This window comes from Humibacillus xanthopallidus, assembly GCF_044793955.1.
Classification (GTDB): Bacteria; Actinomycetota; Actinomycetes; order Actinomycetales; family Dermatophilaceae; genus Humibacillus; species Humibacillus xanthopallidus_C.
This window is the reverse complement of the sequence record NZ_CP084995.1, coordinates 104057-125208: the sequence shown is the minus strand read 5'-3', so window position 1 is coordinate 125208 and position 21152 is coordinate 104057. Positions and strand designations below refer to the sequence as shown.

The 21152-nt window shown below is 70.6% G+C and carries 21 protein-coding genes; 14 read left to right on the top strand and 7 right to left on the bottom strand.

The genetic code is table 11. The features are described 5' to 3' along the window. The 6 genes from nagZ (at position 1) to dnaB (ending at position 7873) form a co-directional block, all read left to right on the top strand. Positions 1 to 1425, top strand: a complete 1425-nt coding sequence (nagZ, locus tag LG278_RS00570) for a beta-N-acetylhexosaminidase (RefSeq protein WP_404389887.1) — start codon at positions 1 to 3, stop codon at positions 1423 to 1425. Continuing rightward, on the top strand, positions 1422 to 2483 hold the full coding sequence (locus LG278_RS00565; RefSeq protein ID WP_404389885.1) for an ROK family protein: 1062 nt from the start codon (positions 1422 to 1424) through the stop codon (positions 2481 to 2483). Before nagZ ends, LG278_RS00565 begins: the two co-directional genes overlap by 4 nt. After that, on the top strand, positions 2483 to 3271 hold the full coding sequence (locus LG278_RS00560) for a glucosamine-6-phosphate deaminase (RefSeq protein ID WP_404389883.1): 789 nt from the start codon (positions 2483 to 2485) through the stop codon (positions 3269 to 3271). The genes LG278_RS00565 and LG278_RS00560 overlap by 1 nt, the downstream gene beginning before the upstream one ends. A 270-nt stretch (positions 3272 to 3541) precedes the next feature. Continuing rightward, positions 3542 to 4237, top strand: coding sequence for an acyltransferase family protein (locus tag LG278_RS00555; protein WP_404389881.1), 696 nt, complete (start codon positions 3542 to 3544; stop codon positions 4235 to 4237). Next, positions 4143 to 5618, top strand: a complete 1476-nt coding sequence (locus LG278_RS00550; protein ID WP_404389879.1) for an acyltransferase family protein — start codon at positions 4143 to 4145, stop codon at positions 5616 to 5618. The genes LG278_RS00555 and LG278_RS00550 overlap by 95 nt, the downstream gene beginning before the upstream one ends. Positions 5619 to 6043: 425 nt before the next feature. Continuing rightward, entirely contained in the window at positions 6044 to 7873 is a 1830-nt protein-coding gene (gene dnaB / locus LG278_RS00545; protein ID WP_404389877.1) for a replicative DNA helicase, read from the top strand. 228 nt (positions 7874 to 8101) lie between these two features. Here dnaB and LG278_RS00540 read toward each other — a convergent pair whose 3' ends face one another. Next, complete coding sequence (locus tag LG278_RS00540) at positions 8102 to 8677, bottom strand: hypothetical protein (RefSeq protein WP_404389875.1); 576 nt, start codon at positions 8675 to 8677, stop codon at positions 8102 to 8104. A 395-nt stretch (positions 8678 to 9072) separates the two neighbouring features. Beyond that, positions 9073 to 9306 carry a hypothetical protein gene (locus LG278_RS00535; RefSeq protein WP_404389873.1) on the bottom strand — a complete coding sequence of 78 codons (234 nt, stop codon included), beginning with the start codon at positions 9304 to 9306 and terminating at the stop codon, positions 9073 to 9075. Between the two features lie 618 nt (positions 9307 to 9924). Here LG278_RS00535 and LG278_RS00530 point away from each other — a divergent pair. Continuing rightward, a complete protein-coding gene (locus LG278_RS00530; RefSeq protein ID WP_404389871.1) occupies positions 9925 to 10266 on the top strand; it encodes a cupin domain-containing protein in 342 nt (113 codons plus the stop codon). A gap of 139 nt (positions 10267 to 10405) precedes the next feature. After that, a complete protein-coding gene (locus LG278_RS00525) occupies positions 10406 to 11077 on the top strand; it encodes a Type 1 glutamine amidotransferase-like domain-containing protein (protein WP_404389869.1) in 672 nt (223 codons plus the stop codon). 51 nt (positions 11078 to 11128) lie between these two features. On the opposite strand, the gene LG278_RS00520 is transcribed toward LG278_RS00525, so the two are convergent. Then, positions 11129 to 11668: an ATP-binding protein gene (locus LG278_RS00520; RefSeq protein ID WP_404389867.1), complete on the bottom strand. Its 540-nt coding sequence runs from the start codon at positions 11666 to 11668 to the stop codon at positions 11129 to 11131. A 70-nt stretch (positions 11669 to 11738) separates the two neighbouring features. After that, positions 11739 to 12773, bottom strand: a complete 1035-nt coding sequence (locus LG278_RS00515; protein ID WP_404389865.1) for a zinc-dependent alcohol dehydrogenase family protein — start codon at positions 12771 to 12773, stop codon at positions 11739 to 11741. A gap of 437 nt (positions 12774 to 13210) precedes the next feature. Between LG278_RS00515 and LG278_RS00510 the strand changes: the two genes are divergently transcribed. Continuing rightward, a complete protein-coding gene (locus LG278_RS00510; protein WP_404389863.1) occupies positions 13211 to 13684 on the top strand; it encodes a hypothetical protein in 474 nt (157 codons plus the stop codon). A gap of 45 nt (positions 13685 to 13729) precedes the next feature. On the opposite strand, the gene LG278_RS00505 is transcribed toward LG278_RS00510, so the two are convergent. Further along, positions 13730 to 14164, bottom strand: a complete 435-nt coding sequence (locus LG278_RS00505) for a VOC family protein (protein ID WP_404389861.1) — start codon at positions 14162 to 14164, stop codon at positions 13730 to 13732. A gap of 172 nt (positions 14165 to 14336) precedes the next feature. On the opposite strand from LG278_RS00505, the gene LG278_RS00500 reads away from it, so the two are divergent. Beyond that, entirely contained in the window at positions 14337 to 15635 is a 1299-nt protein-coding gene (locus LG278_RS00500; RefSeq protein ID WP_404389859.1) for a threonine/serine exporter ThrE family protein, read from the top strand. A gap of 94 nt (positions 15636 to 15729) precedes the next feature. Here the strand turns inward: LG278_RS00500 and LG278_RS00495 are convergent, their stop codons facing one another. Then, a complete protein-coding gene (locus LG278_RS00495) occupies positions 15730 to 16662 on the bottom strand; it encodes an NAD-dependent epimerase/dehydratase family protein (RefSeq protein ID WP_404389857.1) in 933 nt (310 codons plus the stop codon). 181 nt (positions 16663 to 16843) lie between these two features. On the opposite strand from LG278_RS00495, the gene LG278_RS00490 reads away from it, so the two are divergent. The 3 genes from LG278_RS00490 (at position 16844) to LG278_RS00480 (ending at position 18627) form a co-directional block, all read left to right on the top strand. Further along, entirely contained in the window at positions 16844 to 17020 is a 177-nt protein-coding gene (locus LG278_RS00490; protein ID WP_404389855.1) for a hypothetical protein, read from the top strand. 42 nt (positions 17021 to 17062) lie between these two features. Beyond that, complete coding sequence (locus LG278_RS00485) at positions 17063 to 18028, top strand: RimK family alpha-L-glutamate ligase (RefSeq protein WP_404389853.1); 966 nt, start codon at positions 17063 to 17065, stop codon at positions 18026 to 18028. 185 nt (positions 18029 to 18213) lie between these two features. Further along, entirely contained in the window at positions 18214 to 18627 is a 414-nt protein-coding gene (locus LG278_RS00480; RefSeq protein WP_404389851.1) for a hypothetical protein, read from the top strand. A gap of 64 nt (positions 18628 to 18691) precedes the next feature. On the opposite strand, the gene LG278_RS00475 is transcribed toward LG278_RS00480, so the two are convergent. Then, positions 18692 to 20008 carry a multidrug effflux MFS transporter gene (locus tag LG278_RS00475; RefSeq protein ID WP_404389849.1) on the bottom strand — a complete coding sequence of 439 codons (1317 nt, stop codon included), beginning with the start codon at positions 20006 to 20008 and terminating at the stop codon, positions 18692 to 18694. Between the two features lie 134 nt (positions 20009 to 20142). Here LG278_RS00475 and LG278_RS00470 point away from each other — a divergent pair, with 134 nt between their 5' ends. After that, positions 20143 to 21075, top strand: a complete 933-nt coding sequence (locus tag LG278_RS00470; RefSeq protein ID WP_404389847.1) for a helix-turn-helix domain-containing protein — start codon at positions 20143 to 20145, stop codon at positions 21073 to 21075. Positions 21076 to 21152: the final 77 nt, after the last annotated feature.

Below are 21152 nucleotides of genomic sequence, written 5' to 3'. Positions count from 1 at the left end.
ATGGACACCACCAGGGAGGCGCTGCGTCGCCTCGTCGTCGGCACGCTCATGCCGGGCTTCGTCGGCACGACCGTCGCGCCGTGGGTCGTCCGCGAGTATGCCGGTGGGTTGGCGGCCGTCTGCCTCTACGGCGCGAATGTGGCTGACCCCCAACAGCTCTCGCGCCTGTGCGCCGACCTCCGAGCCGCGGCGCCCGACCTGCTCGTCTCGGTCGACGAGGAGGGCGGAGACGTCACGCGGCTGCACTACCCGACGGGGTCCGACCAGCCGGGCAACGCGGTCCTCGGCCGCATCGACGACACCGCCCTGACGCGGGACTCGGCGGCTGCGATCGCCCGCGAGCTCACGGCATACGGCATCAACCTCGACCTCGCCCCGGTCGTCGACGTCAACTCGGCGCCCGACAACCCCGTCATCGGGGTCCGAAGCTTCGGCGCCGACGCCGCCCACGTGGCTCGGCACACGGTCGCGGCGATCGAGGGCCTGCAGTCGCAGGGGGTGGCGGCGTGCGCGAAGCACTTCCCGGGGCACGGCGACACCGTGACCGACTCGCACCTCGCGCTGCCGCGGGTGGACGCACCGGCCGACGTGCTCGAGGTGCGTGAGCTCGAGCCCTTCCGGACGGCCGTCGCCGCAGGGGTCGCCTGCGTCATGACCTCGCACGTCGTCGTGACGGCGATCGACCCCGACCGGCCGTCGACCTTCTCGCCGACGATGCTCGGCGGTGTGCTGCGCGGGCGTCTCGGCTTCGACGGGGTCATCGTGTCGGACGCGCTCGACATGGCCGGCGCGAGGGCCGAGACGGGCATCCCAGAGGCCGCGGTGCGTGCGCTCGACGCGGGCTGCGACCTGCTCTGCACGGGGTCGGAGACGACGGAGCAGTACTACCTGGCCATCGTCGACGCGGTCGTCGCCGCGGTCGAGTCGGGGCGGCTGCCGCACGCGAGAGTCGCCGACGCGGCAGCGCGGGTGGAGCGGCTGCGCAGGGACTTCGCGCCAGCGGGGGTCACGTCGGGCCCTGTGGCGGGTGACGTGGGTCTGTGGTCGGATGACGTGGTGCAGCAAGCCTTCTCGGTCAGTGACGCCGCCCGCGAGTGGTTGGCGCTCGATGCGTCTCCCGTGGTCGTGCAGGTCGCGTCCGAGCCCAACCTCGCGGTCGGACGGGTGGCCTGGGGGCCCGATGCGGCCGGCTTGACGACCGCCGAGGAGGCCGTGCCCGCACGTGCCAAGGTCGCGGTGGCTGGCCGGTCCCTTGCCCCCTCCCACCCCGCGTGGGCGGTCGTGGATCGGCTTCGTGCCCAAGGCCATCCGGTGATCGCCGTCGAGTGCGGCTGGCCCCGCGGCGATGCAGACGTCGTCACCTACGGCGGCTCGCCCGTCGTCGCCAGGGCCCTCGGCCGGCTGCTCGGGGTGACCGCGCCGTGAGCGAGCAACTCCTCCTCGGCATCGACATCGGCGGCACCAAGACCGCCGTCGCCGCGGTCAGCCGAGCCGGTGCGGTGGTGTCGCTGCGCAGCGCGCCGTCGGGTCGCGGCGGGGCCGAGGTCGTCGAGGTCGCCGCTCGCCTCGCCCGCGAGGTCGCCGGCTCGGTGGGCGGCCTCGGGCGCATCAGCGCGGTCGGGGCCTGCATGCCGGGGCTCGTCGACCCCCGCTCCGGCGTCGTGCGCCACGCCGTCAACCTCGACGTCGAGTCGCTCGACCTGGCTGGCGCGCTGACCCGGGCACTCGGACTGCGCGTTCAGGTCGACAACGACGTCAAGGCGGCTGCCCTCGGTGCCCACCACCTCCGCCAGCGGGCCTGGGGACTGGACCCTGAGGGTCGCGAGACGCCCGAGACGCCCGCGACAGACGGGTCCGAGAGCGGCGGGGCCGGGACGGCACCCGACCCCGCGACGGGCGACACGGCATACCGGAGAGCGCCGGTCGACACCCTCGCCTATCTCAACCTCGGCACCGGACTCGCCTCGGCGGTCGTGCGCGGCGGCGTGCTCGTCCGCGGGATCGACGGCGCCGCAGGAGAGATCGGGCACTTGCCCGTCGGCGGTGACGTGTCGTGCACGTGCGGGCAGGTCGGCTGCCTCGAGACCGTCGCGTCGGGCACGGCACTGGCCCGGCTGTGGCCGCCGTCGCGCGGTGGACGTGACCCCTTCGCCGCGGCCGCGGCCGGCGACGCGATGGCCGCCGCAGCCGTCGACGTGCTGTGCGACGGGGTCGGACTCGCGATCCAGCTCCTCGTGCTCGCGGCCGGCGCCGAGCACGTCGTCATCGGCGGCGGGCTGACCGGCCTCGGCGAGCCCTTCGTCGAGGGTGTGCGCGCCGACCTGCGCCGCCGCGCCCGGTCGGCGCCGATGATCGCGGCGCTCGACCTCGAGTCGCGCTTCGAGCTCGTGCCCGCGTCGGTGCCGGTGGCCGCCATCGGCGCGGCGCTGCTGCCTGGGCGCTTGCCGGGCCCCGTCCTGCTGACCGACGAGCTGGTGGGCTGATGGAGGTCTTCGTGCTGCCGACGGCGCAGCAGGTGGCCGAGCGGGCCGCCCGGGTCGTCGTCGACGGGGTGCGCGCCGCGCTGGCGTCGGGTCGGACGGAGCCCGTCATCGGCCTCGCGACGGGCTCATCGCCCCTGGGGCTGTATGCCGTGCTGTCGGGTGCCGTCGCGGCCGGCGAGGTGAGCTTTGAGCGGGCTCGCGGCTTCGCGCTCGACGAGTACGTCGGCCTGCCGGCGGGCCACCCGGAGTCGTATCGCGAGGTGCTGCTGCGCGAGGTCTGCGGACCGCTGGGGCTGCCGCCGGACCGGCTGCACGTGCCCGACGGTTCGGGCCGATCCGAGGAGGAGCTCGCGGCGGGGGCCGCCGACTACGAGCGCCGGATGGCCGACGCCGGCGGCGTCGACGTGCAGATCCTCGGCATCGGCGCGAACGGCCACCTCGGCTTCAACGAGCCCGGCTCGGCGCTGACCTCGCGCACGCGGGTCAAGCGGCTCTCGGAGCGCACCCGATCCGACAACGCCCGCTTCTTCGACTCGCTCGACGCGGTGCCGACGCACTGCGTGACCCAGGGGCTGGGGACGGTGCTCGACGCCCGGCGTCTCGTGCTCGTCGCGTCGGGAGCCGGCAAGGCTGCGGCGGTGGCGGCCGCGGTCGAGGGTCCGCTCTCGGCGTCGTGCCCGGCATCGGTGCTGCAGTGGCACGCCGATGCGGTCGTCGTGCTCGACGAGGCAGCCGCCGCGGGCCTGGCCAACCGCGACTACTACGACGCGTCGGCCGCCGGGCTGTGAGCCGGCAGCCGACCGCGGCCTGAGGGTGTTCTGGAGCGGCTCTGTGGCGGCTGTGTGCAGGGTCAGGACGCGCCCTGCACGAAGCCTGAACGTGCCCTGAACGAGGACTGGGCGTCGGCTGCGGAGCGGGCCGAACGGCATACGGGAGTGGGTCGCTGGGTTGCGCGCGCCGCCCGCCGTGTCGGGGGTGCCCTCCGTGCGCGCGCGCCGATCGTTGCTTAGCATGACGGGAAGTGCGTGCCTGCGCGCTCACCAACCCGGGGGGGATGAGTGCCCAGACCTGTCGACCGATCGTCGACCTACCTGCCCGGCCTCGACGGGGTGCGCGCCATCGCGGTGGTGGTCGTCTTCGGCTACCACCTCGGCGTCGCGCGGCTCCCCGGAGGGCTGCTCGGGGTCGGGGTGTTCTTCACCCTCAGCGGCTTCCTCATCACCTCGATCCTGCTGTCCGGGTGGGAGCGCACCCGTGAGGTGGGGTTGCGCACCTTCTGGCTGCGACGGGCGCGGCGGTTGTTGCCGGCGCTCGTCATGGTGCTGCTCGTCGTGCTCGTCGCCACCGTGCTCGTCGACCGTGACGCCATCGGCGCCCGGTGGTGGCAGAGCGTGGCGGCCTTCTTCTACGTGGGCAACTGGGCCACCATCGCGTCCGGGGAGTCCTACTTCGACCGCGTCAACGGCCCCGGCCCGCTCGACCACCTCTGGTCACTCGCCGTCGAGGAGCAGTTCTACCTCGTGTGGCCGCTGCTGCTCCTGCTGCTCGTCGTCGTGCTGCGCGGCAACCTGCGGGCGGTGGCCCGGGCCACGCTGGCGCTCGCTGCGGTGTCGTTCGTGCTGCTGTGGGTGATCGCCGCCCCGGGCTTCGACAACACCCGTGCCTACGAGGGCACCGACACGCGCGCGGGGGGGCCTGCTCATCGGGGCGGCCGTCGCGCTCGTGTGGCGGCCGGGGCGTATGCCGGCGTGTGACACCCCGCGCGAGCGTGCCCTGCTCGACGGGGCGGGCGTCGTCGGCCTCGTCGGCATCGGGCTGCTCGTGCTGCACACCGACGAGTACTCGATGTTCCTCTATCGCGGCGGCATCCTGCTGCTCTCGATCGCGACCGTCCTTGTCGTTGCTGCGGTCTCGCACCCGTCGTCCCTCGTGGGGAAGGCGCTGGGGGTCGCTCCGCTGGCGTGGATCGGGGCGCGGTCCTACGGGATCTACCTGTGGCACCTGCCCGTCGTGGCCTTCACCCCCAACGGACTGCTCACCGACCACCCGGCCTGGCGCGGCGGCATACAGCTCGCGTTGACGCTCGCCCTCGCGGCGCTGTCGTGGGCGATCCTCGAGGACCCGATCCGCCGGCACGGCTTCCGCGGAGCCCTGCGGCTGGGGCGGCCGTCGCCCGCCCGACCCGGCGTGCTGGCGCCCGCGGCTCCCGCGATCGTTGTGGGGGCCGCGGTGCTCGGGCTGGTGGGCGTGACGGCGCTCAGCGCGACCGCGCTCGCTGGCGGCGGTCACCACCCCGAGACGGCGCTCCTCGACGCGGGCAAGCCGCCGCTGCCGCCGGACGCCGGCGCGGACGGCGGTGCCGACGGCGGCGACGGGGCCGAGCCGTCGGCGAGCGGCACTCCATCGGCGGGCGCGTCGGCGGGGGCATCGGCGGGGCCGACCCCGACCGACCTGCCGGCGACGCCGACCGCGCCGACCGCGCCGGCCACGACGGCTGCGCCGGACCTGCGCACCTCGTGCACCCAGCTAGTGCATGTCGGCGACTCCACGTCGACCGGTCTGGTCGACAAGAACTACCTGCCCGCGGCGAGCAAGCGCATCGACGCGCAGTATCGCCGGATCGGCGTGCGCGACTTCTCGCCCGACATCCTCGGCGCCCGCTCCATCGTCGAGCGCTACAAGGACCAGCCGAACGCCGAGCAGGCGGTCGTCTCGCGCGTGTCCGACGGCTACGACGGCTGCTGGGTGCTGGCGATGGGCACCAACGAGGTGGCGAACCAGTACGTCGGTGGCACCGTGCCGCTGGCGCAGCGGATCGACCTGCTGATGGAGCCGATCGGCAACCACCCCGTCATGTGGCTCACCGTGAAGACGCTGCGCTCCTCCGGCCCGTGGGACGACGCCGAGATGCGCAAGTGGAACCAGGCGCTCGTCGACGCCTGCTCCCGCTACCCCACCATGCGCGTCTACGACTGGCGGTCCGAGGTCAAGGACTCGTGGTTCATCGACGACGAGATCCACTTCACGAGCGCCGGCTATGCCCAGCGCGCCAAGCGCATCGCCGATGCGTTCGCCCGCTCCTTCCCGGCCTCGGGGGAGCGTGCGTCGGGGTGTGTGGTGCGGTCCGGCGACTGAGCGCGACGGGTCTCTGGACCGGGGCGCCGGGTGTCGGAGACGGGTGTGACGCGTGGGACGAACTCGATCTGTGGACGACGCACAGGGGTCAGGAGTTTGTTCTCCACACCCCGTGGACGGGCATCGATGCAGGTCGCCACGCACGAAACGCGATCTCGCCGGCACCGGCCCCACAGTTGTTCACACAAGTTGTCCACACCTGTTGACGGCGTGTCGAGGGGTGTTGTCCACGGGTTGTCCACAGGCGGCGTCTCGACCTCGTCCGATCGGCTTGGTCCCCCGGAGGGTGGGGCCTAGGTTGGCGTGGTGCTCCCCCGCCGGGTGGGTCGGGGAGCAGAGGACGCGGGACTGTCGGTGGCTCGGGGTCTACTTGAGTTGCACCGATGTCATTCGTCGACACAGGGGACACAGGGGAAGGGGAGCGCGTGTCGCTCGATGAGCTGAGCACCAGCGCGTTCGCGGCGTCGAACCGCGAGGGCGGTCCCCCCGACGACCGGCTGCCGCCCCAGGACGTCGGCGCTGAGCAGTCCGTCCTCGGCGGCATGCTCCTGTCCAAGGACGCGATCGCCGACTGCGTCGAGCAGCTCAAGGGCACCGACTTCTACCGCCCGGCGCACGAGCTGATCTATGACGCGATCCTCGACCTCTACGGCCGCGGCGAGCCGGCCGACGCGATCACCGTCAGCGACGAGCTGACCAAGCGCGGCGACCTCTCCCGCATCGGGGGCCAGGCCTACCTCCACCAGCTCATCGCGTCGGTGCCGACGGCGGCCAACGCCGGCTACTACGCCCAGATTGTCGGCGAGCGGGCCGTGCTGCGCCGCCTCGTCGAGGCTGGCACGCGCATCGTGCAGCTCGGCTACGCGCAGGGTGGCGGCGACGTCGAAGACATCGTCAACGCCGCCCAGGCCGAGGTCTACTCCGTCGCCGACAAGCGCGGCGGCGAGGACTACCACCGCCTCGGCGAGGTCATCGAGGCCACCGTCGACGAGATCGAGTTCGCCTCGGGTCGCTCTGGCGAGATGACGGGTGTGCCCACGGGCTTCACCGACCTCGACGCCCTCACCAACGGTCTGCACGCCGGCCAGATGATCGTCATCGCCGCTCGTCCCGCGATGGGAAAGGCGTTGGCGCTCGACACCCCGCTGCCCACGCCTGAGGGCTGGACGACGATGGGCGAGGTCCGCGTCGGCGACCTCGTCATCGGTTCGGACGGGCGCCCGACCCGGGTCATCGCGGCCACGGAGGTCATGCACGACCGCCCTTGCTACGAGGTCGAGTTCTCCGACGGCTCGGTCATCGTCGCCGACGAGCACCACCAGTGGCTGGTCTCCCTCGACGCCGCACCTGCGCAGGTGGTGACGACGGTCGAGGCAATGTATGCCGCTCGGCGGGGTCGCGTCGTCAGCATCGACCGCGCACCCGCAAAGGGTGTCAGCCGGATCCGGCACGCGCAGTGGAAGATCGAGCAGATCCGTCCTGTCACATCGGTGCCGGTGCGCTGCATCGAGGTTGCCGCGGACGATCATCTCTACCTCGCCGGTGAGGCGATGATTCCGACGCACAACTCGACCATCGGGCTCGACATCGTCCGGTCCGCCGCGATCAAGCACAAGATGGCGGCCGTGGTCTTCTCCCTCGAGATGAGCCGCACCGAGATCACGATGCGTCTGCTCTCGGCCGAGGCGGGCATCCAGCTGCAGCATATGCGCAAGGGCACGATGCGCGAGGAGGACTGGACCCGTCTGGCCTCGACCATGGGACGCGTGTCCGAGGCGCCGCTCTTCATCGACGACTCGCCCAACATGTCGCTCATGGAGATCCGCGCCAAGTGCCGCCGGCTCAAGCAGCGTGAGAACCTCAAGCTCGTCGTCATCGACTACCTCCAGCTCATGAGTTCGGGCAAGCGTGTCGAGTCGCGTCAGCAGGAGGTCTCGGAGTTCTCCCGTGCACTCAAGCTGCTCGCCAAGGAGCTCGAGGTGCCGGTCATCGCCATCTCGCAGCTCAACCGTGGCGCCGAGCAGCGCACCGACAAGAAGCCGGCGATGAGCGACCTGAGAGAATCGGGCTCGATCGAACAGGATGCGGACATCGTGATCCTCCTCCACCGCGAGGCCGCCTATGAGAAGGACTCGCCCCGAGAGGGTGAGGCAGACCTCATCGTGGCAAAGCACCGAAACGGCCCCACCGACACGATCGTCGTCGCGTTCCAGGGCCACTTCAGCCGGTTCACCAACATGGCGACCAACTTCTGATCCACCACCCGGACTCTTGGGGCGGTTACTCCGCCCACTGTGGGCGCCCCTATCGCCGCATGACGGGCGCCGGCGTAGCACTCGTGGCGAATTCAGGACGTTCAAGGTCGTGCCGGTGGGGTCCCATCGCCCTCCGCCCGCGGGCGGGCACTGGATCAGTTTCGCGCCGTGCCCGTCGCGCATTCGAGGATCCGATGTGGGCTGGCCGACGGGTTGTGACCCTGCGAATCAGCCGATCGCGCCGACGATGACGGCGCAGTAGTCGATTTTGAGGCCCTCGTCCTTGAAGTTGAAGGGGCGCCCTACCTTGAAGTCGTCGGACGGGTCGGACGGAGTGCCTGCGTAGTTGTAGACGACGTTGTAGCCGAATATGCCGGCTGAGCGCACGAGCACGACGCCGTCGTCCGAGTACAGGACGTGGTGGCCCTTGTTGGAGACGTGGCGGGTGAAAGTGCCGTCGCCGTTGTCAATGAGGCGGACGTCCTGACTCACGGCTGCGAAGGCATCAGTGACCGTCTCACCGGTGGCGACGTTCGTGTATAGCTCCTCGGCGGTATAGAAGGAAGTCTCATAAGGGAAGCCGTCGACGCCGAGGGTGCGAGAAGTCCGGACCTGAAGGACTCCGCCGTACGTGTAGGTCACCGTCAGACCGGGGACGTCACAGTAGTCCTGGATGGTGTCGGTGAACGGTTCCTCGTACAGGGTGTGCCACGGGCCGTTCCCGGCGGGCGCGGCTGAAGCCGGGGCCGCCGGAGAGAGCGCTGGAAGGGTCAAGCCGGCCACAAGTGCCGCCGCCAACGCCATGCCACGTAATCGGATCATGAGTCCACCTCCAGAGGGTGGGTTTTGGGGCCAAGTCGGCGATGGCCCTCGTTCCGGCATACTCCCCATGTGGCGATTGCACAGCGGAACCACAAAGTCCGGTTCGCGCTACTTGCGAGTATGGTTCGCGTTGGACCAAATGCCCTATTGCGCTCAGTGACCCCACCGGAGGTCAGCGGTGGACGTGCGCTCGTGCCGCAATCCGTGATGGTGCGTCTAACCGCCGCGAAGCGGCAGTGTCCTTCCGCCGCGAAGCGGCAGCGGGAACCCGATCGGGCTAGCGTCGGGCTGTAGGGCTGTGTTGCTTGTCTGGCCTGAAGCCACCCGGCAGCGCTAACCGAGCGCACGACAGCGGTCGGCCACTGCGCACGACCTGGTCAACCAAAACCGCCGTCGAACCCTCCGTCGAATCCACCGTCAGAGAGGAAGTGTGCGGGAGCAGGACCCGAGGCGCTGACGGCTCCGCTGCCTGCCTCGTGGTCCGGGTGGATCGAGGCGTCGAAGCGGGAGCTGCCGCAGTCGACGCAGATCCGTTCGTGCATGCCTGCAATGGGGGTGGGCTGCCAGCGGTGCCTACCGATGGCGCATCTGATGCTCTTGTTGGTGTTCATGCCATGAGGGTGCGCTTCGGGCGCGGTGCTGTCTGTGCGCCGGGTGACACAGGGGGAGAATGCGAGGAGCGCCGAGTCGGTTCCCGCGAGATTTCCTGGCCGTGCGTCGCCGGCGGGTCCCGAGGTGGGCAGAAGGTCCCGCACGTCGCCCGGACCATCGTTCCCGCGCCGACCGCCCTGCGGCGGTCAAGGCAGCCGCCCGGCTCCTGCTGAGGCACCTCTCCGCTGTCTGGTACGTCGTCGCAATCAGGTCCCGGATGGCCTGGCAGGTTTCCGGATGAGCCGTCCTGCCAGCGAATGTAGGTCCCGCGCGAGACCGCGAGTGCCGGAATTCGGAAGCCTCGTGGCTGGCGGCGGCGGATGCGTCTAGCCGCCGCGTAGTGGCGCACCACGTCCCGTTGCAGCTCAGGCAGTTCTGTTTGGTGCCGCTCAAAGGCTTGTCGGATCCACGCGAAGGTCGAACGGTCATCAACGTCCGCACGGCGCTTGACCTCGACGAGCCACTCGGAGCCGAAGGACGCACGAGTTGCAGGCTGGCGCATCTGCAGGAAGCTTTCTCGGATCGACCGCACGGAGGAAGGTGAACCTGAGACGCCCACGCGGTCGTAGGCTCACTAGATGGCGAAGCCGTCCCCCGTCTCAGAGTCCTCCGCCCACGTGGATCTGCTCCACGCTCTGCCGGTCGTAGCCGAATCGACAACTTCGCGGGTCCTTGTCACGAACGACGTGATGCGGATCGTGCAGTTCACCTTCGACGCCGGGGAGATGCTCACGGAGCACACGTCGCCCCGCGCCGTGTCAGTCCAGCTGGTGAGCGGCCGGATGCGGTTCACCGTCGATGGCACCGAGCACAGCATGGGGGACGGTGACGTCATCTACCTCGCGCCGGGTGCGTCACATGCCTTGGTTGCCGAGACAGCGTGCCGGATGACCCTGGTGATGGTGGATATCTCGGCGTAGTCCGAGACCGAGTGGACAGCGGCCCAACCAGCCCTGAGCCGCTCTGGTGTGTACGGTGTGAACACATCTCGGTGATCCCCGTTTCCGGTCGACCAAGCCAGCCCTTTTGGGGACCGCTCAAGACATCTGGAGGCAAGCGATGAGGCTTCTGCTCACCTCAGGCGGCGTCACGAACCCGAGCATCCGCGATGCGTTGGTCGATCTGCTGGCCAAGCCGATCGGCGACTCGAGCGCTCTGTGCATCCCCACCGGGATGTACGGACACCCCTGGGTCGGCCCTGGCGTCAAGGCCTGGCAGTTCATCAGTGGAACCTCCGAGAACCCCATGGTCGACCTGGGCTGGAAGTCGGTCGGCGTGCTCGAGCTCACCGCGCTGCCCAGCATCGATGAAGAGCGCTGGGTGCCGCTGGTCCGGGAGACGGACGTCCTGCTGGTGGCGGGCGGCGATGTCCTCTACCTGGCCTACTGGATGCGAAAGTCTGGGCTGGTGGACATGCTCCCGTCGCTGAGCGAGACGGTCTGGGTGGGACTGAGCGCCGGGAGCATGGTGATGACCCCCGAGGTCGGGGAGGACTTCATCCAGTGGAGACCGCCGACCGGGGACGACAGCACGTTGGGCGTCGTCGACTTCTCGATCTGCCCCCACCTGGCTCCCGACGGCATGCCGGGCAACTCCATGGACGAGGCGGAGCAATGGGCGGCGGGCATCTCGGGTCCGGCGTATGCGATGGACGACCAGACGGCCATCAAGGTCGTCGACGGCGCGGTCGAGGTCGTGTCAGAAGGGCACTGGAAGCACTTCCCCTCCTAGGACCTGAACGGTCAGCTCACGTGCCGGATCGACCCCGGCGGTGGCCGGGTGTCAGGAGACCGACGGGGGCCAGCGATGCCTGCGCCACTCGTCCCAGGTCGCGAACCCGGCCGGTGGCTCGTCGATCAGTTCGCTGCCGTCGAGCTCACCCGGGGTGGGGATCTCGATGACGGCCGCCCACTCGGCGAGCTCCTCGTCGGACATCGGCCACGTCGTGTGTGGCGCTTCGGCTTGGCGGCGATCGAGTCGTCTGCGCTGCTCGGCCGGCGTGATCTCGAAGTACTGCATCTCCACAAGTGCGCCGCGCTCTGCCGCCGCCTGCCGGAGCGCGGAGCGTTCGTCCCTGCCCCACAGGCCGAAGTCGATGACGACGTTCGTCCCGAGCTCGAGTGCCCGCAGACCGATCTCGATGAGCCGCCCCTCGATCACGTCCTGCGCTGACGCCGGATTCTCTTGGCCGTAAAGGGCCTTCACCCATTCGTCCTTCGTGAGACGAAGCGCGTCGCGCTCGATCTCGATGCGGCGCGCGGCCGTGGTCTTGCCCGTCGAGGGGAGCCCGACGGTCAGAAACAGAGTTGGTTGTCTCGTCATCGCTCTCCATCGGTCGGGGAGCGCGTGACCGATCGCGTCCGCTCGTGCGGCGACGTCGCCGTCCGACAGGTCATAGGCGCACGACCGTCATGCCGGTGGCCGACGGGTGGTCCATCGCCGCGAGGGCCGCTCCGGCGTCCTCCAGTCCAATGACCTGGCCGACGAGGTCGCCGGGTCGGAGCGTGCCGTCCTCGATCATGCGGAGCATCGCGGGGTAGTCGCGGGCAGGCATGCCGTGGGAGCCGTAGATCTCCAGCTCCTGCGACACCACGAGGTCCATCGGCAGCGGTGGCGTCGACGAGGGGCCGAGCAGCAGCCCGGCCTGCACGTGCCGGCCGCGCCGACGCAGGCTGCGCACCGAGGCCACCGCCAGCTGGGGCGAGCCGAACGCGTCGATGGACACGTGCGCGCCGCCACCGGTGACCTCGCGGATCGTCGCCGCCACGTCCGCCACACTCCCAGCATCGACGAGCGACTCAGCTCCAAGCGCCGAAGCCCGTTCCAGCGCAGCGGGATTCACGTCGACAGCCACGACTCGCGCACCGAGGGCCACCCCGATCATCACGGCTGAGAGCCCGACCCCGCCGCACCCGTGCACGGCCAGCCAGTCACCTGCCCCGAGTCGCCCGTGAGTCACGACGGCTCGGAACGCCGTCGCGAACCGGCACCCCAGGGACGCCGCTGTCACGAAGTCCACCGCCTCCGGCAGCCGCACCAGGTTGGTGTCGGCGCCGTGGATGGCCACCCGCTCCGCGAACGACCCGGGGCCGGTGAAGCCCGGCTGGGTCTGCTCGGGACACACCTGCGCCTCGCCGGCCTCGCACCACGTGCACCGCCCGCACCCACAGACGAAGGGGACCGTGACGCGGTCGCCCACTTGCCAGTCGCGCACCCCGACCCCGACCTCGGCCACGACACCGGCCAGCTCGTGACCGGGGGTGTGAGGCAACGACACGGGATCGTGGCCCTTCCACGCGTGCCAGTCCGAACGGCATACGCCCGTGGCGCGCACCGCGACGACGACTCCGCCCTCGGGACAGTCTGGCTCGGGCACGTCGGTCAGCGCCGGCACACCGCCGTACTCCTCATAGATGACAGCCCTCACCCGACCCATCCTGTCGTGCCACCGGTTGCTCGTGGGCGCTCGCTCGGTCCGATCGCCGCAACACTCGAAAGTGCAAATGCGTCCCGCCACTCAGGGTGGAGCCGCGCCCTCGGACCAAAACAATCGAAACCCTGCATACGCGTCCGACGGCGCTGTTACCTTCAGGCCCATCAACAGGTGGACCCACGAGAGGGCTGCGCATGTTTGACATTTCGAAAGGCCTGCTGAGGGGCGCTGGAGCCACGGGCGTGGCGATTGCGATGACAGCGGCCGCGGCCATTCCGGCCTCAGCAAGCGTCTCCGCGTCGGTGAGCCTTTCGTTCCGGGCCTCGCAATGCAGCAGCACCGTGTCGTGGGCGGGCGCCAATCCCTCGACCTCGTATGCGTCTGCCTCGTGGCCGCGCGGCTCCGTGAAGTTCTGCGCGTACAAGTACCGCATGGCAGACAGCGACCCCTACTACGACTACTACCTGGTCTACGGGTCGTCCGACTACAGCCGCTCGGCTGGCTCCGCCTCCCTGTCCGCGCCGGCCTACCAGCAGCTCAACTCGAACCGAGCCGCGTCCGGCAACGTCTTCGGCTCCACCAAGTCCTACACGAGCAACAGCTCGTGCAGCTCGTCCTTCCAGGTGGGTGTCTCGGCTGGGCCCTTCTCCGCGTCGGTGACGCCGACCGTGTGCAGTGGCTACACCGTCAGTCGCTACTACAACGGCGCTTCCGGGGCCGGCTGGCATGCCGCGAAGGTGGGCGGTGTGTCCGACATGCAGTCGACCTTCTACCAGAAGGTGCCGCAGGGCACCGCGCCTATCTTCACCGTCAACTTCTACCGGCCGACCTACCAGCACGCCTGGTATGCCAATCTCTATTGGAAGGAGACCGCGGGCTCCACCAAGTGGACCGCGATTCTCTGACCCCGGTCGCGGAATAGCAGGGTCGACTTCGAAGTCTGTCTCGATTCAGTCGAGACAGAACTCGTTGCCCTCGATGTCCTGCATCACGATGCACGACTCGTTGAAGCCATCAGCGCGCAGCAGCCGCACGCGCGTCGCGCCGAGCGCGATCAACCGTGCGCACTCCGCCTCGAGTGCGTCCAGACGCTCGGCGCCCACCAGGCCCGTGCCGACCCGGACGTCGAGGTGCACCCGGTTCTTGGCCACCTTGCCCTCGGGGACGCGCTGGAAGAACAGGCGAGGCCCGACCCCCGAGGGGTCGACGCACGCGAAGGCCGACCCCTGCCGCTCCGCCGGCAGCTCACGATCGAAGTCCTCCCACGAGGCGAAGCCCTCCGGTGGCGGTGGCACGACGTAACCCAGCACCTCGCACCAGAAGCGAGCCACGCGCTCAGGTGCTGCACAGTCGAAGGTGACCTGGACCTGCTTGACCGACGCCATCGATCCACCATAGGGCGCTCGCCCGCCGGGTTGCTGCGGCTTGGTCGCCCGCCTTGACATGATGACGCGCATGACGCGACACCGGTCCAGCGCCAGCCGAGAGCACTCGGCCGGAAGGCTCGCATCCGTCCACGTCGCCCACCCGGCACCGTCGCCGATGGCGCGCTGAGCCGTGACGTCCCCACCGAGCGACTCCGACGCGCACTCCACTGACGCCCGCTCCGCCGACGCCACCAAGAGCCACCCCACGGTCGACCACGACACCGAGATCCGCGCCCTGCTGGCGCACCTCGGCACCGCCATGATCGCGACCGGCCAGCCGGTGCAGGAGATCGAGGAGGAGCTGACCGAGGTGGGGGTGCACCTCGGCTACCCCGACGTGCAGACGGCCGTCGGCCCCACGGGCCTGGTCGTCACCCTGACCGAGGGAGGCGCCTCGACGCAGCGGTCGGCGCCGCCCGGTCTGCGCCTGCACCAGTCCGCGAGCGTCCGCCGCATCCGCTACCAGCTGGTCTCGGGCGATCTCTCGCCCGCCGCTGCCCGCGAGCAGCTCGCCGAGGTCGCGCGTCGTCCGGTCCGGCACCCGCTGTGGATGGTCGCCCTCGCCTGGCCCGTGCTCGCCGTCGGCATCGCGCTCATCCTGCAGCCCGGCTGGGCCAACGTGGTTGCAGCCGCCGTGGGGGCCGTCATCGTCTTCGGTCTCGTCCAGCTGGCCGAGCGCTACCAGGTGGTCAAGGCGCTGCTGCCGACCCTGGCCGCGTTCCTCGTGTCGCTGGCCGTCTTCGGAGCCGCCAACGCCGGCCTGCTCGAAGGCCCCCTGCGCACCGTCCTGCCGCCGCTGGCGGTCCTGCTCCCCGGAGCGCTCGTCGTCAACGGCATGTCAGAGCTCGCTGCCGGGCACATGCAGGCGGGGTCGGCCAGGCTGACCTACGGCCTCGTCCAGCTGGGCCTGTTTGCCGTCGGGCTGCTCATGGCCACCGCCCTGCTCCGCGTGCCGTCCTCGACGCTGACCAACCTCCGCGTCGACGAGATCGGCTGGGTGGGCGCTCCTGTCGGCCTGCTGCTCATCGGGTCGAGCATCTGCCTCATGGAAGGCGTGCCGCTGCGGATGCAGGGCTGGGTGCTGCTCGTGCTGAGCCTCGCCTTCGGCGCCCAGGTCGCCGGGCAGCACTTCGGCTCGATCGCCCTCGGCGGCTTCGTCGGGGCGATCGCCGCCAGCCTCGGGGCGAGCGTGGTCGAGCTGCGTCGGCCTCAGCTGGCCCGTCTCGTGCTCTTCCTCCCGGCCTTCTGGCTGCTCGTGCCCGGCAGCCTTGGCCTCGTCGGCGTGACCGAGCTCGCCGCCGGTCGCGAGTCGGCCACCGACGTCGCCCTCGGCGTGCTCGGGGTCGTCATCGCGATCTCGCTCGGCCTGCTCGTGGGCTCCGCCCTGGGCCGGTCGCTGCGCGGCTGGCTGTCCGCACCGGCCACCTAGCGCAACGTCACGGGTCGCATCGTCGTCGGCCCCTGTCGGCCCGAGACCCGGCGACTCACGCCTACCGAGCCCCACGGCATACGGGCGAAGAACGTCAGCCCTGCTGGGCGTCCACCCAGGCATCGATGGCCTCGAGCACGGTGTCGGTGACGCTGTGCTGCGGCACGAAGCCGAGCAGCGTGCGGGCCTTGTCCATCGAGAACATCGGGGCCCGCCCGATGTGCTCCAGCGTCGTGTGGGCATCCTCCGCCGGCACCCGGGTGACGAACTCGGCCCAGGGCACGAGTTCCAGCCGGGGCTCGTGACCGAAGTGACGCGCGACGAGCTCGGCATAGCCGCGCAGCGTCAGCGCCTCCGTGCAGACACTGTTGAAGCTCTCGCCGGCAGCGGCGTCGGGCTGCTCGAGGCAGGCCTGGTGCAGACCGGCCACGTCCTCGGCGTGGATGTGCTGGATGGTCTCGAGGCCACGGTCGGGCAGCACGCACGAGCCGTCAGCTCGGAGCCCGTCGACGACGGCCGGGTCGACGTTGCCGGCGGGGCCGATCGGCATCCACCCGGGCCCGCTGATGTGCCCGGGGTGCACGACGCTGGCGCGAACCCGGTCCTGCCCCATGAGGTAGCGCTCGATCGCGAGCTTGGCGACGCCGTAGTCGCCGTAAGGGTGCTTGGGAGAGGCCTCGCTCATGGGCACGACCGTGCTGGGCCCGTAGGACCAGATGCTCCCGGTGTGCACGACGTGCTGACCGTCCAGCGCCTCGACGAGCTGCCGCGCCTGCTCCACCGTGAAGCACGTGAGGTCGACGACCGCATCCGCCCTCAGGCCGGCCACGAGCGTGCCGAACGCGCCGTCGCTCTCGGCGGCGTCTCGGTCGCAGGTCACCATCTCGACCTCGCGCCAGAGCGGGTCCTCACGGTAGGGCCGCCGCGACCCGCGGCTGATGACGACGGTGTCGTGCCCTGCCCGGACGAGGCTCGGCACCAGATAGGTGCCGATGTGGCCGGTGCCACCGATGACCACTGTGCGCATGACCTCGCAGTAGCCCGCGCAGTGGCCCGCACCCGGCATCGGCTCCCGCCCGGGCCAGAGCGCCCGCGTCTAGGTATCCGATACCAAATCAGTGCCCGCGCCGTATCACCCCGAGGCCCCAGCGCTCCTGCCGATGGTGCCGGATGACGGACATCCGGCCGATCCACGGAAGGGAAGCATCATGAAGCAGCTCGCACCGATGGCCGCACGTTTCACGCGCAGCCACAAGGGATACCAGCACCCCGCCAAGCTCGACGCCTGGGAGCGCGCCGTCATGGGCCCGGAGCTCGAGGCCATGCGCTGGCCCGGCGGCTCCATCTCCGGCTCGGACGACGGCTGGGACGACTGCGACGAGTGACCTGAGACCCCGGCGACAGAGAGACGACAGGAGAAGGACTTCATGCACAAAGTAGCGATCGTCACCCTTGCAGGCGACCTGCACGCTCGCGTCATCCGCAGGCAGCTGCAGGAGGTGCACGACGTCGACGTTGCCGTCGTCGCCTCCGACACTCTCTCGGCCGCCGGGGGACTCACGTGGAGCAACGTGGCAGGGGTCGACCTGACCCTGCCCACCGAGGACGGCGGGACCATCGCGGTCGCCGACCTCGACCTCGTCTGGTGGCGTCGGTGCCACGGGCGGCCGACCGTCCCGGACGCCGTGACCGACCCGCAGATGCGCAAGCTGGTCGTCAAGGACAACCGGGCCGGCCTGCGTGGCCTGCTCCTGGCCGGCTTCACCGGCACGTGGATCAGTGACCCCTACGCGACCGAGCGCGCGCAGAACAAGATCCTCCAGCTCAGCGTCGCCCGCAGTGTCGGGCTGACGGTGCCGCGCACGCTCATCAGCACGGACCCCGCGGCCGTGCGCGACTTCACCCGGGCCCACGGCGGCACCGTGATCGCCAAGACGCTGACCGGCCTGCTCGGCACCTCGCTCGAGGCGGGTCGCGTCACCCTCGACTCGCTGGGCGACGACGACGAGATCACGGTCTCGGCCACCGTCTACCAGGAGGAGATCCCCGGCACCGACCACCTGCGCGTCATGGTCTTCGGCGACAGGGTCCACACTGCCCGCATCCGCAGCGGTGAGCTCGACTGGCGCCTGGCCGGTGACATGGAAGTCGAGCCCGTCGTCATCGACGCGCGTCTCGGCGACCGGCTGCGCGAGGTGACCTCGCGGCTGGGGCTGCGCATGGGCGTCTTCGACGTCAAGCTGCGGCCCGACGGTGAGCCGGTCTTCCTCGAGGTCAACCCGCAGGGCCAGTTCCTCTTCGTCGAGGGCATGTCGGACATGCCGCTCGGGGAGGCCTTCGCCGAGTTCGTCGTGGGCGAGCTCGCGGCCGTGCGTGGTCACGCGTTCGTCTGAGCTCCCCAGCGCAGCCCTGCCGGGCCCGATGGCGTATGCCGTCGGGCCCGGTGGCGCGTGCCGCCCCCTCTGCGCCGCGCTCGCTCTCGAGTCGCTGCTCCGCCCCCGTCACGAGGGGCCCGCGTGGTAGACAGGCGCACGTCACGAACGTGACAAACCACCGCAAAACCAGATCAGGGGAGATCATGAAGACGAAGAGAGCAGCGGCAGCAGGCGCGAGCGCGCTCCTGGCCATCGGCATCACCGCCGCAGCAGCACCGCCGGCCCAGGCCGCCGACTTCTGCGCGAGCAGGATCGCCGGCAACGCCTACTTCCAGAGGAGCTTCAGCCACGGCGGCCGCGTGGTGGCGACCCTCTGCGCCCCGGTGCACAACGTCGCGGGCAATGCCACGCTCTACGCCCGCGGGCCCTACGCCGGTGTCGTCAAGTACATGAAGCTCACGGTGAAGACGCTCAACGTCGGCACCCGCACGGTCGATGGCAACTATGCCTACAGCGTCTACACCTACCGTCCCCCCGGCCTGCACGACTACCACGCCGTCATGTTCGACGGACAAGGCAACAAGATCGTCGATCGCGGGGCCTACGACTACAACTGACGCTCCGAGCGTTCATCCGTGACCGCAGCGCCCGGGGTCCTCGACTCCGGGCGCTGTCGTCACGTCACCCTCGCTCACCGTCGCCGTATGCCGCGAGGCGGGGGATGGCGGCATACGGCAGCTGGGTCTCGGGGCGCCGAGCCACGACGAGCAGGGCGACCGCCGACGCTGCGGTCAGCACGATGACGATGAGGGCCATGGGCACGGCGGTGCGGTCGCCCCCGAGCCCCGCGATCGGGGCGACGACCCCGGCCGCGCACCACTGGCAGAAGCCGAGGAGCGCCGACCCGGTGCCCGGGTGAGCCGGCACCGCGGCCGAGGCCAGGGCGCCAGCGTTGGCGCCGACAAGGCCCTGGGCGCTCATGAGGACGAAGAAGCCGACGACCGCCACCGGCAGCGGCATGCCCCACCAGAGCGCACCGGCGAGGAGCAGCAGGCCGGCCAGGCCGGTCGCGACAAGACCGACCCCGATGACGACGCGGGTGCGCACGCGACCGGCCAGGCGGGCGGCGGCCAGGGTCGCCAGCATGAGGCCGACTGCGTTGGCAGCAAAGACGATCGAGTAGGCGATGGGCGACAGGCCGTTCATCCCCTGGAGCAGGAAGGCCGACGTGGCGACGTAGGCGAACGTCACCCCCATCGACAGCGCCATGACGACGAGGTAGCCGACGAACTCGCGGTTGCCGGTGACGCGACGGGCCGACCGCGCGAGCGCGATGAGCCCGCCCTGGTGGCGTCTGTCGGCGGGGAGCGACTCCGGCAGCCAGGCGGCCGCCGCCGCGAGCATGACGGCGCCGAGGCCGGCGACCACCCAGAACGAGACCCGCCAGTGGGTCAGCTGGAGGATCACCGCGCCCACCAACGGGCCGACGATGGGGGCGATGCCGCCGACGCCGGCCATCAGGTTGAGGCTGCGGACCATCCGCTCACCCTCGGTCAGGTCGACGACGACCGAACGGGCGATGACCATCGCCCACCCTCCGCTGAGGCCCTGCACGAAGCGGGCCAGCATCATCAGCTCGATCGACGGGCTGATGGCGCAGGCGAGCGACGCCACCGTCAGCACGGCCAGCGACACGAGCAGCTGTGGGCGCCGTCCCCGGGCATCCGACACGGGCCCACCGACGAGCTGTCCGAGGGCCATCCCGACGAAGAAGGTGGTGAGGGTCAGCTGCACCTGGGTGGCCCCGGCGCCCAGGTCGGCGCTGACCTGAGGGAATGCGGGAACGTACATGTCGGTGGCGAGCGGCGCGATCGTGCTGACGAGCACGACCGTCGCGAGGACGGCCCTGGACAGGCCCACGGTGCGGTGCTGAGACGTGGCCGAGGACGTGGAGGGCGTCACCGGGTGCGGTGGCGCGAGCGGTCGGTCGACGGTCATCGGCTCGCCTTCGGGAGTGAGGGAGGGGGGCACCCCGCCATGAGATCGCGCGCCGCGCACACGAGGAAGTCACTGCTCTGACGTGTACCGACAGGGCATCCCTCGGCGCCGAACCACGCCCTACCGTGGGGTGCATGGACAGCCGAGCCGAGGTGCGCGAGTTCCTCACGACGCGCCGTGCGAAGGTCACCCCCCGCGACGTAGGACTGCCCGACGTCGGGCAGCGCCGCGTCCCCGGCCTGCGCCGCGGCGAGGTCGCCGCCCTCGCCGGGGTCAGCGTGGAGTACTACTCCAAGCTCGAGCGGGGCGCGCTCGGCGGCGTCAGCGCGTCGGTGCTCGACGCCATCGCCCGGGCCCTGCAGCTCGACGACGCGGAGCGGCTCCACCTCTTCCACCTCGCGCACGCCGCGGACGGATCCAGCGCCCTGCTGCGTCCCCGCCGACGACGTCGGCCGTGGGCGCCGCCTCCCGCGCTGCAGTGGGTGCTCGACGCCATCACCGGCGGCCCGGCCATCGTCCGCAACGGCCGGATGGACCTGCTGGCCACCAACGCGCTCGGCCGGGCGATGCACTCCTCGCTCTACGAACGGGCAGCCGGGCCGGTGCCCAACTTCGCGCGCTACACCTTCCTCGACGATGACTCCCAGCGGTTCTATGCCGACTGGGACACCGCTGCCGACACGTGCGTCGCGATCCTGCGCACCGAGGCGGGCCGCGACCCGCACGACCCGCACATGCACGACCTCGTCGGCGAGCTGGCGACTCGCAGCCGCGACTTCCGGCGCCGGTGGAGCAACCACGACGTGCGGCTGCACGGCGCCGGCAGCAAGCACTTCCACCACACCGCGGTCGGCAACCTCGACCTGGCCTACGAGAGCGTCGACATGATCTCCGAGCCGGGCCTCACCCTCACGATCTATGCCGCCGAGCCCGCGTCGCCCACCGCCGACGCGCTCGCGTTGCTCGCCTCGTGGAGCGCGACGAACGCGGCAACCTCTGCTGCGGCGGCTGCAAACGAGACGAACGCGACGACCGCCGAGCACGAGGGCGCCCGCCCCACGCGTTGAGCTCGAAGTCGAGGGCCAAAGGCCCGACGGGCCTCGCGCCGCTGCCCTAGCGTGGTGACGTCGCGCTTCGTCGTCGT

What these genes read in the sequence shown, in the direction of transcription:
- nagZ (WP_404389887.1), top strand. Translation starts at nt 1, where the DNA reads ATGGACACCACCAGGGAGGCGCTGCGTCGCCTCGTCGTCGGCACGCTC.
- LG278_RS00560 (WP_404389883.1), top strand. Translation starts at nt 2,483, where the DNA reads ATGGAGGTCTTCGTGCTGCCGACGGCGCAGCAGGTGGCCGAGCGGGCC.
- LG278_RS00540 (WP_404389875.1), bottom strand. Translation starts at nt 8,677, where the DNA reads ATGGCGTTGGCGGCGGCACTTGTGGCCGGCTTGACCCTTCCAGCGCTC.
- LG278_RS00535 (WP_404389873.1), bottom strand. Translation starts at nt 9,306, where the DNA reads ATGAACACCAACAAGAGCATCAGATGCGCCATCGGTAGGCACCGCTGG.
- LG278_RS00530 (WP_404389871.1), top strand. Translation starts at nt 9,925, where the DNA reads ATGGCGAAGCCGTCCCCCGTCTCAGAGTCCTCCGCCCACGTGGATCTG.
- LG278_RS00525 (WP_404389869.1), top strand. Translation starts at nt 10,406, where the DNA reads ATGAGGCTTCTGCTCACCTCAGGCGGCGTCACGAACCCGAGCATCCGC.
- LG278_RS00520 (WP_404389867.1), bottom strand. Translation starts at nt 11,668, where the DNA reads ATGACGAGACAACCAACTCTGTTTCTGACCGTCGGGCTCCCCTCGACG.
- LG278_RS00510 (WP_404389863.1), top strand. Translation starts at nt 13,211, where the DNA reads ATGGCAGACAGCGACCCCTACTACGACTACTACCTGGTCTACGGGTCG.
- LG278_RS00505 (WP_404389861.1), bottom strand. Translation starts at nt 14,164, where the DNA reads ATGGCGTCGGTCAAGCAGGTCCAGGTCACCTTCGACTGTGCAGCACCT.
- LG278_RS00495 (WP_404389857.1), bottom strand. Translation starts at nt 16,662, where the DNA reads ATGCGCACAGTGGTCATCGGTGGCACCGGCCACATCGGCACCTATCTG.
- LG278_RS00490 (WP_404389855.1), top strand. Translation starts at nt 16,844, where the DNA reads ATGAAGCAGCTCGCACCGATGGCCGCACGTTTCACGCGCAGCCACAAG.
- LG278_RS00485 (WP_404389853.1), top strand. Translation starts at nt 17,063, where the DNA reads ATGCACAAAGTAGCGATCGTCACCCTTGCAGGCGACCTGCACGCTCGC.
- LG278_RS00480 (WP_404389851.1), top strand. Translation starts at nt 18,214, where the DNA reads ATGAAGACGAAGAGAGCAGCGGCAGCAGGCGCGAGCGCGCTCCTGGCC.
- LG278_RS00475 (WP_404389849.1), bottom strand. Translation starts at nt 20,008, where the DNA reads ATGACCGTCGACCGACCGCTCGCGCCACCGCACCCGGTGACGCCCTCC.
- LG278_RS00470 (WP_404389847.1), top strand. Translation starts at nt 20,143, where the DNA reads ATGGACAGCCGAGCCGAGGTGCGCGAGTTCCTCACGACGCGCCGTGCG.